A 12,396-nucleotide genomic window follows, 5' to 3' on the forward strand; every position below is an offset into this window, starting at 1 on the left:
AGGGGTTAATCTGTCACGATGCCGCCGCAGAACGGCAACGAAATCCAATCCAAAGAAGACTAGATCACCAACAGCCGACCGGGACATCGGGCCACGCATCCAGTGCCGCGTCCCGAGGAGCAGCCATGAATCTCGCCTTTATCTCGCACCAGCAGTGCATGGAGCACCGCATGGGCGCCCATCATCCCGAATGCCCGGAACGGCTCCATGCGATTCAGGACCGCTTGATCGCCTCCGGCATGGAGATGCTGGTGACCCATTATGACGCCCCGGCGGCGAGCGTCGAGCACTTGAGCCTCGTCCATGATCGCGACTACATCCAGAGCATCTTCGACGCCTCGCCCAAGGCCGCGGACGTGCTGACCTGGATCGACGGCGACACGGCCATGAACAGCTACTCCCTGGAGGCCGCCCTGCATTCCGCGGGCGCCGCCATCCTGGGGGTCGATCTGGTGATGGGAGACAGGCATCACGCCGCCTTCTGCAACGTGCGTCCGCCGGGACATCATGCCGGACGCGCCAAGGCCGGCGGATTCTGCATCTTCAACAACGTCGCCGTCGGCGCGGCCTACGCCATGGAGCACCATGGCCTGGAACGGATCGCCATCGTCGACTTCGACGTGCATCACGGCGACGGAACCGAGGAGATCTTCGGCGGGGACGAGCGCATCCTCTTCTGCTCCAGCTTTCAGCATCCCTTCTATCCGGGAACCGGCGCCGACAGCAAGGCACCGAACGTGGTCAATCTGCCTCTGCCGCGCCTCACGGATGGAGCCGCCTTCAAGGAGAGCGTCGAGACCGCCTGGCTGCCCCGGATCGATGCCTTCGAACCCCAATTGATCATGATCTCGGCCGGATTCGACGGACACATCGAGGACGACATGGCTCACTTCAACCTGCGCGAGGCGGACTTCGGATGGATCACCCGAGAGATCCACAAGCTGGCCGTGAAACATTGCAATGAGCGGGTCGTCTCCTGCCTGGAAGGTGGATATACGCTGTCCGCGCTCGGCCGCTGCGTCAGCACCCATATCGACGAACTGATCGGGCACGCCTGACACGACCGGACCCGCAAAGACTCGCCCGGTGGAAGCGCCCTCTTGGCCGACACCGGCTCACAGGACCGCCGCGCAGAGACGGACCTCGCATGCTGCAACGCAGCATTAGAATAGACTCGGCACCATCGGGTTGCAACGATCCTGATCGGATCGGCGCCTTCGAGACCGACACGAGACCAGGACATCATGATCTCGATCCTCTGGCTCAGACGCGACCTGCGTTTGGACGACAACCCGGCATTGAGCGCAGCCGTGGCCAATGGAAGCCGCGTTCTGCCGCTCTACATCCACGCCCCCCACGAAGAGGCCACCTGGCAGCCAGGTGGAGCCAGCGACTGGTGGCTGCATCTCAGCCTGAAATCGCTCGACCGATCGCTGCGCGATCTCGGCTCGCGACTCTTCATCGCACGCGGCGACAGCCTCGCGGAACTGCGGCGCGTCATCGCCGCGACCGGCGCGGGCCAGGTCCACTGGAACCGCCTCTACGATCCGGCTAGCCGCGAGCGGGACAGCCTCGTCAAGCAGACGCTGCGGGCAGACGGCATCCGCTGCGCGAGCCACAACGGCGCGCTCCTGTCGGAGCCTTGGGAGATCCGGACCGCCGACGGCAACCCCTACAGGGTCTTCGGCGCCTTCTGGCGCAACGCGGTCGGACGGCTGGCGGATACCCAGCCGACGGACAGGCCGCGAACCTTTCATTGGGCAAGCCCAGGCCCCCACAGCCTCGAGATCGAGGATCTCGGGCTGAAACCCGACATCCCCTGGGACGCCGGTCTCCGGGAGACATGGGACCCGGGCGAGCCATCCGCACTGGCGTCGGCCGCACGCTTCTTGGACGATCGTCTGGACCGCTACGGCGCGGACCGCGACCGTCCGGACCTCATGGGCACGACCCGGCTCTCGCCGCACCTGCATTTCGGCGAGATCGGCCCGCGACGCTTGCTGGCCATGATCCGCGCGAGCGGCGCGGACCCGACGACGGATCCGGCCGAGCCGCTCGTGCGCGAGCTCGGCTGGCGCGAGTTCGCGCACCATCTGCTCTATCACTTTCCGCGAACGCCGACCGAGCCTCTGGATATCCGCTTCGCCGATTTCCCCTGGAAACAGGACGACACCCAGAACCGCCTTCGAGCCTGGCAACAGGGACGAACCGGCATCCCCATGGTCGACGCGGGCATGCGCGAGCTGTGGCATACGGGCTGGATGCACAACCGGGTGCGGATGCTGGTCGCCTCCTTCCTCACCAAGAACCTGCTGCTGCCCTGGCAGGAGGGCGCACGCTGGTTCTGGGACACCCTGGTCGACGCGGACCTGGCCGCCAACACCCTCGGCTGGCAATGGACGGCCGGCTGCGGCGCCGATGCGGCGCCCTATTTCCGGGTCTTCAACCCGGTCCTCCAGGGTCAGCGCTTCGACCCGGACGGCGCCTACGTCAAACGCTGGTGCCCCGAGCTGGCGGGTCTCCCGCTCAAATATCTGCACCAGCCCTGGACCGCGCCCAAGGCGATTCTGACGGCCGCCGGGGTGACGCTCGGCTCGAACTACCCCTACCCATTGGTGGATCTGGCGGCGTCGCGCAAGGAGGCACTCGCCGCCTGGGAGACGATCAAATGATGGCCTGCCGCCCGACCCCGTCGACCAGCCGACGAACGGCGAGACCGGCCAGGGTCAGCCCGAAGAGCGACGGCATGTAGCTCAAGGTGCCATTGACCGCGCGCGGACGACCCCGTCCCGTCTCCTCGGGCGGACGCGGCGGAACCGGCGTCTCGTCGGACCAGACCACGGTCACGCCCCGCCCCACCCCGCGCCGGCGCAGCTGGCTGCGCACCGCCCGCGCCAATGGACAGACCTGGGTCTCCATCAGATCGCCCACCCGCAGCCGGGTCGGATCCATGCGCCCCCCGGCACCCATGCTGCTGAGAATGGGCACATCGAGCCGTACCGAGGTCTCGATCAGGGCCACCTTGCTGGAGAGACTGTCGATGGCATCGACGACCAGGTCGAACCCCCCGCTCAGAAAGGTCTCCATCCCATCCTCTTCGAGAAACTCGGGCACGGCGGTCAGTCGGCAATCCGGGTTGATATCGGCGATGCGCTCGGCCATGACGTCGGTCTTGAGGCGGCCGAGCGTGGATCGGAGCGCGACCAGCTGGCGATTGAGATTGGACGGCGCCACCCGGTCGTGATCGACCAGGGTCAGCGAGCCCACCCCGGCCCGCGCCAATGCCTCGGCGACGAATGAACCGACCCCGCCGATCCCGGCGACCAGGACATGGCTCGCCCGCAGACGCTCGATGCCCCGATCGCCGACCAGGATGCGGGTGCGGTCCGAGAGACCCTCGGACGGATCGCCGAAATCGGCGTTCGTTTCTTCATCCATCATGAGCGATTCAACCTCAGGACACGTCTGGCATTGGCCGTGGTGACGCGCGCGACCTCGTCCGTTCCGAGTTCGCGGAGCGCGGCCAGGGACTCCAGAACCTCTGGCAGATACTCGGGGCTGTTGCGCTCGCCGCGGTGCGAGGCGACCGTCAGATCCGGCGCATCCGTCTCCAGCACCATCCCCTCCAAAGGCAGCTGACGCGCCAGCCGACGGAGCTTGCTGGATCGCTCGAAGGTGAGCATGCCGCCGAATCCGAGCGCGAAGCCCAGATCCAGATACTGTCGCCCCTGCTGCAGACTGCCGCTGAAGGCATGGGCGATCCCGCCCACGACCGGGATCCGCTGCAAGGCTGCCAGCACCCGGTCGTGCGCCTTGCGCACGTGCAGAACGACCGGCAGACCGGCATCGCGGGCAATCCCCAGCTGGGCTTCGAAGAGTGCCAGCTGCCGGTCCGGATCCAGCCCCTCGACGAAGAAGTCCAGACCGATCTCGCCGATAGCGGCCGGGGAACGGTCCGCGACCGCCCGCTCCAGCGCGGCGATGTCGGCATCGCCGTGCGACTCCAGATAGACCGGATGCAGACCGAGCGCGGGATGGAGTCTGGGCGTGCCCTCCTCCCACCGAGCGCAGCAGTCGAGCAGTCCCGGCCAGCCGGCGGCCTGGATCGCCGGCACCAGAATGGCATCGAGACCCAGCGCGCCGCATCGGCGCCGGACCGCATCGCGATCCGGGTCGAAGGCGGCGACGTCCAGATGGCAGTGGGTATCGATCAATTCCGGCATGGCTCGATGCCCGGCCGCCCCATCAGGCCCCGGCGGCGCTGCGCGGATCGCGCACGAAGATCGCCTTGTGCGCCCCGCGCGTCGCCGCGCGCTCCTCCAGGTCGAAGAGCTGGGTCGCCTTCAGCAGACCGCTGAGCTTGGCATAGCCATAGTTGCGCGAGTCGAACTCGGGACTGCGCTTGGCGATGGCCGAGCCCACCATGCCCAGCGCGGCCCAGCCGGTATCGTCGGCGGCGCTGTCCACCGCGCCGCGCAGCAGGGCAACCAGCTTGGCGTCGCACTTGAGCTCCTTGGAGCTCTTGCGGGTCGTGGCATCACTCGCGGCATCCTCGCGCAGCACCTCGGTATAGACGAACTTGTCGCAGGCGGCGACGAAGGGCTCGGGCGTCTTCTGCTCGCCGAACCCATAGACCGTCATCCCGGATTCGCGCAGGCGCTGAGCCAGACGGGTGAAGTCGCTGTCGCTGGAGACGATGCAGAAGCCGTCGAAATTGCGCGAATAGAGCAGGTCCATGGCGTCGATCATCATGGCCCCGTCGGTCGCATTCTTGCCCTTGGTATAGCGGAACTGCTGCATCGGCTGGATCGAATGCTGCAGCAGTGTTTCCTTCCAGCTGCCCAGGTTCGGCAGGGTCCAGTCACCGTAGATGCGCTTGACGTGGGCGGTTCCGTATTTGGCGATCTCGGCCAGCAGCCCCTCGACGATGCTGGCCTGAGCGTTGTCGGCATCGATCAGGACCGCGAGCTTGAGATTGGCTGGGTCGGACATGTGCGGCGACCTCCTTGGGTCTATGATGCAATCCGCATGGCGCACGAGGATGACTCGCTACCACATGAGATCGTCGGGGACCTGGAATTCGGCGTAGGGATCGTTCGGATCCGGTTCCTGCGTCGGCTGGTTGAGCACCAGCACCAGACTGGCGTCGCGCGCGCGCACCCGCTCGGCGACCTCGGCCGGAACCACCTCGTAGAAGGCGTCCTGACGCACCACGGCCAGACGGCCCGAGACCAGCTTGACGTGCTGATCCTTGTTGACGTAGATGCGCTTGAGGGTGGAGCCGTCGCTGAAGTTGAAGGCGAGATCGCCGCCGTCGCGCACCACCCGGTGCGTGTGGATGAGCTGGCGGATCTCGTTCTCCGCGGCGCGCTTGGCCGCCTCCTCCTGGCGCTGACGGTTCAGCTCGCGATCGCGCTCGGCCTTTTCGGCGCGCGCGCGCTGAGCCGCCTGACGCGCCTCGGCATCGGGCCGAGGACCCTTCTTGCCGGTCTGCTTGACCTGTTTGCGCTTCGAGGACCGCGCCTGCTTGAGCTTCTGCTCGTCGACCAGGCCGGCCTTCAGCAGCTGATCTTGAAGTGAATTCCCCACGATGTGGTTCCCCGTTGATTCGAGTCGTACGATCTGGCCGGAGCCTGTGAGCGCAGCGACCCCGATGATGAATGAATGGCTGCAGAATTCTCTGGGCGAGAGGATCCGACAGCCACGCCCAGGACGCAAGCTCGCCGTCCCGAGCGGACGCCTTTGTCCCCGAGCGACCTGGATGAGTACAATCCGCGCGCGGCGGTACGACACGATCGCAACGTCCGCCGTCTCACCTTGACGTCCCGACCCAACGACCATGCCCGAGATACACGGAGTAACCTTCATGACCCGACTCTTTCTATTCGCCGCCCTGTCGCTCTCGCTCGTGCTGCCGGCCCATGCGGGGAGCGGCGCCAGCATTGCCTATGTCGACATGCAGAAGGTGCTGGAAGACAGCAAGCTCGGCCAGCGGCTGCAGGAACAGCTGCGCAAGGAGTTCGAATCCCAGGCCAAGGAGCTGGCCATCGAGGAGCGCGAGATCAACCAGCTCCAGCAGGAACTCGACCGCGACAAGCCGCTGATGAGCAACGACCAGCTGAAGAAGAAGGAGAAGGAGATCCAGGACCGTATCGCCGCCTATCAGAAGAAGGCGATGCCGGTCCAGCAGGAGCTGATGAAGGCGCAGCAGGAGAAGGGACGCGAGATCGTGGCCCCGGCCCGCAAGGCGGTCGACGCGGTCGCGAAGAAGAAGAAGCTCGGCATGGTCGTCGAGCGCGGCATGAGCGGACTCCTGTTCGTCGACGCCGATTTCGACATCACCCAGGCGGTCATCGAACAGCTCGACTCGACGACCAAATAACCCGATGAACGGGGTCCGGTCGCGGCCTTCGGAAACGCTCGGGGACCTTTGTGACCGGACTGTTTCCGCCCCTACTCGATGGGGGTATACTCGATGCGCTTCGAGGCGCTCTGCGGGCTCGCCGGATGGCCCCTGAAGACGTATCGGGGCCGCGCGGCACGCGCATGTTTCACCCCATTTGCATGTCGATCGGGCATCCCGGAGCCTTTGATGCGAGACGCCGAACCAGACCAGGGGTCCGTGCGAGAGAGACCGTCCCACTGTCCTGCCAGATGGTCCGACACGCACCCCTCCCGTGCGGGCGGATCGCAAGGCAGCGCGACATCGGGCCGCCCGGGTCCAGTTGTCCTCGCCCGAGTCGATGTCAACCTCAACCTCTCCCGACCGCGCCTGGCGCGGCGGTCTCCATCACACTAGGAGCGGACCCATGCTTGGTGAATCGCACGACCTGCTTCACGAGTTCCCCGACCTGGAGAACAAAATCGCGACGCTGCGGGAAAGGAACTCGGAGTTCTCGTCGCTCATGGACCGGTATGACGACCTGGACGCCCGTGTCCGCAGTATCGAGGAGCTCGGCTCCCCCGTCGCCGACGAGACCATCGAGGACCTGAAGAAGGAGCGTCTCCAACTCAAGGATGCACTCTACAGCATGCTGAGGGCCTGAATACCCCGCAGCCGTTCGGTTCCCACCGACGCTCGCCCCAAGCAGCTGCCTCCCCAGCATCCGGTGAACCGCAGCGCGGTCACCGGGTCGCTCTCGGCCTGCAGACATCGGCGACGGCCGGTCGCCGTCGCGCCCACAGCCAACCCGCAGCACCAGGACCGCGCAAGCCAGTGGAATTCAGCATCCTCCCAGTCACCCCCTTCCAGCAGAACGCCACGCTCATGTGGTGCGAGCGAACGCGCCGCGCCGCCATCATCGATCCAGGCGGCGAGGCGGATCGCATCCTCGAGCGTGTCCGCGCCCTGGACCTGCAGCCAGAGCAGATTCTGCTGACCCACGGCCATCTCGACCACATCGGCGCGGCGGGCGAGATCGCACAGCGAACCGGACTGCCCATCATCGGCCCGCATGCCGAGGACGCATTCCTCTTCAAGGCGCTTCCCGGCCAATGCGAGATGTTCGGCTTCCCCCCGATCGCACCCTTCACGCCCACCCGTTGGCTCGAAGACGGCGAGATCCTGGAGATCGGCGAACAGCGGCTCGAAGCCATCCATTGCCCCGGGCACACCCCGGGCCACATGGTGTTCGTCGATCGCGACGCCCGTCTCGCCCAGGTCGGCGACGTGCTGTTCCGCGGCTCGATCGGCCGCACCGACTTCCCGCGCGGCAACCATCGCCAGCTGATCGAGTCGATCCAGCAAAGGCTGTTCGCGCTCGGCGACGACATCCGCTTCATTCCCGGGCACGGCCCCATGTCCAGTCTCGGAGAGGAGCGTCACAGCAACCCCTTCGTCAGGGGCTAGAGCATAGAACCCGGCCGCCGGAGAGACTCGGATCCCGAGAACAGCGGCGACCTCGTGCGGATCGGCCCCGACGCGGGCTCGGCTAGAATGCCGCACCGACACCCATGATTGGCGGAGCTGACATGCTATTCCAGCGATTCCTCAACAAACGCAAACAGGCCGCCGCGGCGACCCAGCAGGTTGTCGCATCCCAGAATCAGCAGGCCCTGGACGAGAAGGCGCTGAGTCATGCCGACCCCGCGGCCCGATGCGATGCGATCCGTCAGGTCGCCACTCCCTCGGTGCTGACCCGAATTCTCGACGGCGAGACCGACCCCATGATCCGCGGGGCCTCACTCGAGCGGCTCGGCCAGCTGCTCTGCGAGGACGGTCAGCCGCCATCATCGAGCGAAGAACTGCTGGACGCCTTCTCCCGCATCGACCAGGCCGAGCTGATCGACCAGATCGCCCGACAGGGCGTCTCCTCCCAGGTGCGGAGAGCCGCCATCGAACGCACCGCCTCTCAATCGACCCTCGCAACCTGCGCGGTCCAGGACAGCCTGGCCGCCAACCGCGCGCGCGCGGCCGAACGGATCGAGGACCGGCCTGCCCTGGAACAGGTGGTGCGCGAGATCGGCAAGCGGGACAAGAACGTCCTGCGCGCGGCGCGCGACAAACTCCGGCTGATCGCCGCGCGCGAGGAGCGCCCCAAACTCGTCCGCGCCCAATGCGAGGAGATCTGCGCCAAGGCCGAGCGCCTCGGCAAGCTGGGCAACTGGACCCAGGACCGCGCCCTGCTCGAGCACCTGGAGCGTCAATGGAGCGGCATTCAGGACCCGATCGAGCCTGAGTGGCAATCCCGATTCGCGGTCGAGCGCGAGCGCTTCCTCGACTCCTACGAGGCCTATCGTCACGACAATGCGGCCCAGATCGCGGCACAAGAGGCGCTGGAGTCGGTGCGCGCCGAGCGCGAGGCGCTCATCCAGGAACTCGAGATCGCCGATACCCTGACCGACGCGTCCGAACTGACGGCGCTCGGCGAGCGTATCGAGACCGCCTGGAAGGCGCTTGCTCCCGCCTCCGGAACCAGGGATAGCGATCTGGAGAGACGCTACCGCGAGCGCTGCAAATCATTGGAGGCCCGGCGCAAGACGCTCACGGACCGGCGGCAGGCACACGAACGCCTTGGCCGGCTCACCGCCAAGGCCGAACGCCTGCTCGGCGAGTCGAAGCCGCTGGACCACAAACAGGTCCAGACACTGCTCGATCAAGGACGCGCACTTGCCGCGAATGCCATCGGGGACGAGACGAACGAGTCCTTCAGCGCCTTGGCGGAGCGGCTCGAATCGCGCCTCAGACATCAGCGCAAGACCGCCGAGCAGCGGCTGAGACAGCTGCCCGAACGTCTGGAGGAGCTGGAGCGGCATCTCGCCGACGGCGAACTCAGAAAGGCGGATCCGCTCTATCAAAGCCTGCAGGCCGGACTCGATCTCATCCAGAGCAGCGGACTCCAGACCGCGGCCCTATCCGACTTCAACCATCGCCTTCGGGCATTCGCCCCCAGGCTGAGAGAACTGCAGAACTGGCGCCGCTGGGGGGCCGACCAGCACCGAGAGGGCCTCTGCGCCGACATGGAGGCTCTCATCGACAAGGAGCTACCGCTGGCCGCGCTCGCCGAGCAGCTGCATAGCCTGCAGATGGACTGGAAGGGGCTCGACAAGACGGGCTCGCCCGCGAACCAGAGCTTGTGGGAACGGTTCCATCAGGCATCCGAGCAGGTCTACGTCCGCTGCAAGCCCTTCATGGAATCGCAGGCCACGGAGCGCGAGTCCAACCGGATCGCCCGCGAGCGGGTCTGTCAGCAGCTCGAGGAGTTCCTCTCCAAGGTCGACTGGGAGCGGGTCGAATGGAAGAAGATCCTGCGCGCCGAGCGCGAGACCCGTCAGGCATGGGCCGCGATCGGACCCACCGAGCCGCGCCAGCGCAAGCAACTCGAGCGCCGCTTCCATCAACTGCTCAAGACGCTCGATCACCGGCTCGACAAGGAACGCCGTCTGAATCAGGCCCTCAAGCACAGCCTGATCGAGCAGGTCCAGGCCCTGGTCGATCACCCGGATCTCAACACGGCGATCGAGCGCACCAAGGGCTTGCAGCGCGAATGGCGCACCACCGTGCCGGCGCGCCAAAAGGAAGAGAACAAGCTCTGGCAGGAATTCCGCGCCGCCTGCGACGCCGTCTTCGAACGGCGCGCGGCGCTGCATCAGGTGCAGGCCAAGGAGATGCGCGAGCATCTCTCCGCGCGCGAGGCACTCTGCGACGAGGCCCTGGGCTTCGCGGCGACCGAGACGGATCCCCAGCGCCTGGCGGCGGGGCTGCGCGATTACGACGCCCGCTGGAAGGCACTCGAATCCCAGCCGATCCCGCGCCAGATGGCGAGCCAGTCCCACCAACGCTGGCAGCGCGCCCGCGCCGAGATCGAGGAACGCCGCCGCACCGCCGAGGACCGCCAGCGCACGGAGGCCCTGGATCTGCTCCAACACCAGGCGGAGGTCTGCGAGCGGCTCGAATCCAGTCTATTGAACGATCGACCAGAGGACATCGACCCGCAAACGGCCCGGGACGCCTGGCAGAAACTCCCGAGACAGGCGGATCCCGACCTGCAGCAGGCGATGGAGACCCGCTTCGCCTTCGCGCTAGAGGCGGCCGCGGATCCGACCCGGCGAGAGGAACTGCGCGAGCGGCGCGCACTCGACGCGGACAGGCTGGGTCAACTCTGTCTGCAGCTGGAGATCATCGCGGGAATCGACTCGCCGCCGGAGCATGCGCAGCAACGTCTGGAATACCAGGTCGCACGCCTCGCCGAACGGATGGTCGAGGGCGAGGACGATCCACTGGCGGGTGCGACACGGCTGTTGCAGGACTGGTATCTCTGCGGCCCGGCAGCGGACGATCGGCCGCTCAGCGAGCGCTTCGAGCGGATTCGGCGCACGCTGGAATCATCCCAGCAAAATTCTTGAACCGTCTGGGTTACGGGGCAGGCGGCGCAATACGCTGACGCTATTGCGCCCTACTCCGGATCGCCGCCGGGGCTCGCGGATCAGTCTTCGCGGATCTTGACGCACAAGAGATCGCAGGCGGCACGGCGGAGCACGGACTCCGCGGTATCGCCGAACAGACCGAGGAGACCGTGACGGCCACGGCTGCCGACGATCACCAGATCGACGCCCAGCTCGGCGGCGACCTCGTCGATGACGCGCCCGGTCGGACCGACGCGGATCAGGCGATCCGCTTCGCTGACCCCGAGCTGACCGCCGAGCAGATCCATCTCGCCCCGAGCCACCTTCATGAGTTCCTCCTCCAGATCCCGGGTCTCGGGCAGGGCGATCTCGCCCGAGTAACCGAGATACATGGACTCGACCGCCGGGGGAACATGCTCGACCACGTGCAGCAGCGTCAGACGGGCGTCCAGGAGTCCGCGCAGCTGCCGCGCCCTGGCCACCACCACCTCGCTCTCCGGCTCGAAATCCACGGCTAGCAGCAGATGCTTGTAGGCATTGGTCTCCATCACGCACCTCGGGGGCTGTTACGACCTGCCTACAAGTATAATCGCCTTAAGGCTCCTCCCGCGCCCCTGACACCGGCCGCGGCCATCGAAGCGTCAGGGCTGGAACAGCTCGTCGAAGAATGACTGCATCCGCCGCCACGACCTCCGATCGGCCTGGGGGTCGTAGCGCAGATTGTCGATGCCGTAGTCACCGGCATGCGGGCTGGTGAAGCTGTGCCTCACGCCGCCGTAGATGTCCATCTCCCAGTTGGCGCCGGCCGCTTCCAGCTTGTCCTGGAAGTTGGACACGACCTCGGGCGAGACGAAGCTGTCCGCCTGACCGTGCAGCACCAGGATCTTGGCTGCGATCTTGCCCTTGGTCTCCTCCGGGGCGGCGGGCAGCGAGCCGTGGAAGCTCACCACACCCTCGACGGGCGCGCCACCATAGGCCATCTGCAGCACGGTACCGCCACCGAAGCAGTAGCCGATCGCGGCGACCCGACCCGGGGCGACCATGCCGCTCGCGATCAGCTGATCGAGCCCCAGTCCGGCGCGCTGACGCCACAGCTCGACATCGGCCGTGATTTCCTGCATCCATTCGCTGGCCTGGTCCGGCTCCTCGGTGACCCGATCGTCGCCGTACATGTCGGCGGCGAAGGCGACATAGCCGAGTTCGGCAAGCATCCGCGCGCGCTCCTTGGCGTAGTCGTTAAGCCCCCACCACTCGTGAATCACCAGCACGCCCGGACGCTTGTCGGTGAGGGTGTCGTCCCAGAAGAGATAGCCGGTCAGGGCCGTTCCCTCGTCCTCGTAGTGAACGGCCTTGGACTGAACCGCGGCCTCGACCCGAGGCCCGGATAAGACGGCTGCGGCCAGAACGAACGACAGCAAAGCGATGCGATTGCGCATGATGTCACTCCCGATAGCGTGGTTCTGCGATTGACGAAGGCGAATTGGACACGGACAGTCCTTGCGACTGCCCAGGGTATTCATACAGATTCATTCGAAGCAGCGATGGCGCCTC

Annotated in this window: 12 protein-coding genes; 6 read left to right on the forward strand and 6 right to left on the reverse strand. The window is 66.3% G+C overall.

Going from position 1 to position 12,396, the window contains the following annotated elements; genetic code table 11:
- Positions 1 to 125 precede the first annotated feature (125 nt).
- Together D779_RS12455 and D779_RS12460 are read left to right on the forward strand one after the other, a co-directional pair.
- Complete coding sequence (locus D779_RS12455) at positions 126 to 1,058, forward strand: histone deacetylase family protein (RefSeq protein ID WP_043754503.1); 933 nt, start codon at positions 126 to 128, stop codon at positions 1,056 to 1,058.
- A 186-nt stretch (positions 1,059 to 1,244) separates the two neighbouring features.
- Positions 1,245 to 2,672 carry a cryptochrome/photolyase family protein gene (locus tag D779_RS12460; RefSeq protein WP_043754504.1) on the forward strand — a complete coding sequence of 476 codons (1,428 nt, stop codon included), beginning with the start codon at positions 1,245 to 1,247 and terminating at the stop codon, positions 2,670 to 2,672.
- On the opposite strand, the gene D779_RS12465 is transcribed toward D779_RS12460, so the two are convergent.
- Genes D779_RS12465 through D779_RS12480 form a run of 4 tightly spaced genes read right to left on the reverse strand, consistent with a single transcriptional unit; the run spans position 2,665 to position 5,589 of the window.
- Positions 2,665 to 3,441, reverse strand: a complete 777-nt coding sequence (locus D779_RS12465) for a tRNA threonylcarbamoyladenosine dehydratase (RefSeq protein WP_232424175.1) — start codon at positions 3,439 to 3,441, stop codon at positions 2,665 to 2,667. The genes D779_RS12460 and D779_RS12465 overlap by 8 nt on opposite strands.
- Positions 3,438 to 4,223, reverse strand: coding sequence for a TatD family hydrolase (locus tag D779_RS12470; RefSeq protein ID WP_043754506.1), 786 nt, complete (start codon positions 4,221 to 4,223; stop codon positions 3,438 to 3,440). The genes D779_RS12465 and D779_RS12470 overlap by 4 nt, the downstream gene beginning before the upstream one ends.
- A gap of 22 nt (positions 4,224 to 4,245) precedes the next feature.
- A complete protein-coding gene (locus D779_RS12475) occupies positions 4,246 to 4,992 on the reverse strand; it encodes an NYN domain-containing protein (RefSeq protein WP_043754509.1) in 747 nt (248 codons plus the stop codon).
- A gap of 57 nt (positions 4,993 to 5,049) precedes the next feature.
- Positions 5,050 to 5,589, reverse strand: a complete 540-nt coding sequence (locus D779_RS12480; protein ID WP_043754510.1) for a DUF2058 domain-containing protein — start codon at positions 5,587 to 5,589, stop codon at positions 5,050 to 5,052.
- Positions 5,590 to 5,866: 277 nt separating this feature from the next.
- On the opposite strand from D779_RS12480, the gene D779_RS12485 reads away from it, so the two are divergent.
- The 4 genes from D779_RS12485 to D779_RS12500 all read left to right on the forward strand — a co-directional run bounded on the left by D779_RS12485 (position 5,867) and on the right by D779_RS12500 (position 10,845).
- A complete protein-coding gene (locus D779_RS12485; RefSeq protein ID WP_043754512.1) occupies positions 5,867 to 6,382 on the forward strand; it encodes an OmpH family outer membrane protein in 516 nt (171 codons plus the stop codon).
- A gap of 427 nt (positions 6,383 to 6,809) precedes the next feature.
- A complete protein-coding gene (locus tag D779_RS12490) occupies positions 6,810 to 7,046 on the forward strand; it encodes a YdcH family protein (protein WP_043754514.1) in 237 nt (78 codons plus the stop codon).
- Between the two features lie 170 nt (positions 7,047 to 7,216).
- Positions 7,217 to 7,849 (forward strand): MBL fold metallo-hydrolase, encoded by a 633-nt coding sequence (locus tag D779_RS12495; protein WP_043754515.1) that lies wholly within the window; start codon positions 7,217 to 7,219, stop codon positions 7,847 to 7,849.
- A gap of 122 nt (positions 7,850 to 7,971) precedes the next feature.
- On the forward strand, positions 7,972 to 10,845 hold the full coding sequence (locus D779_RS12500; protein WP_043754517.1) for a DUF349 domain-containing protein: 2,874 nt from the start codon (positions 7,972 to 7,974) through the stop codon (positions 10,843 to 10,845).
- An 80-nt stretch (positions 10,846 to 10,925) separates the two neighbouring features.
- Here the strand turns inward: D779_RS12500 and D779_RS12505 are convergent, their stop codons facing one another.
- Together D779_RS12505 and D779_RS12510 are read right to left on the reverse strand one after the other, a co-directional pair.
- Positions 10,926 to 11,393, reverse strand: coding sequence for a universal stress protein (locus D779_RS12505; protein WP_043754518.1), 468 nt, complete (start codon positions 11,391 to 11,393; stop codon positions 10,926 to 10,928).
- A 93-nt stretch (positions 11,394 to 11,486) separates the two neighbouring features.
- Complete coding sequence (locus D779_RS12510) at positions 11,487 to 12,281, reverse strand: dienelactone hydrolase family protein (protein ID WP_043754520.1); 795 nt, start codon at positions 12,279 to 12,281, stop codon at positions 11,487 to 11,489.
- Positions 12,282 to 12,396 lie beyond the last annotated feature (115 nt).

Source organism: Imhoffiella purpurea (assembly GCF_000585215.1).
In the GTDB taxonomy this organism is placed as follows: Bacteria; Pseudomonadota; Gammaproteobacteria; order Chromatiales; family Chromatiaceae; genus Imhoffiella; species Imhoffiella purpurea.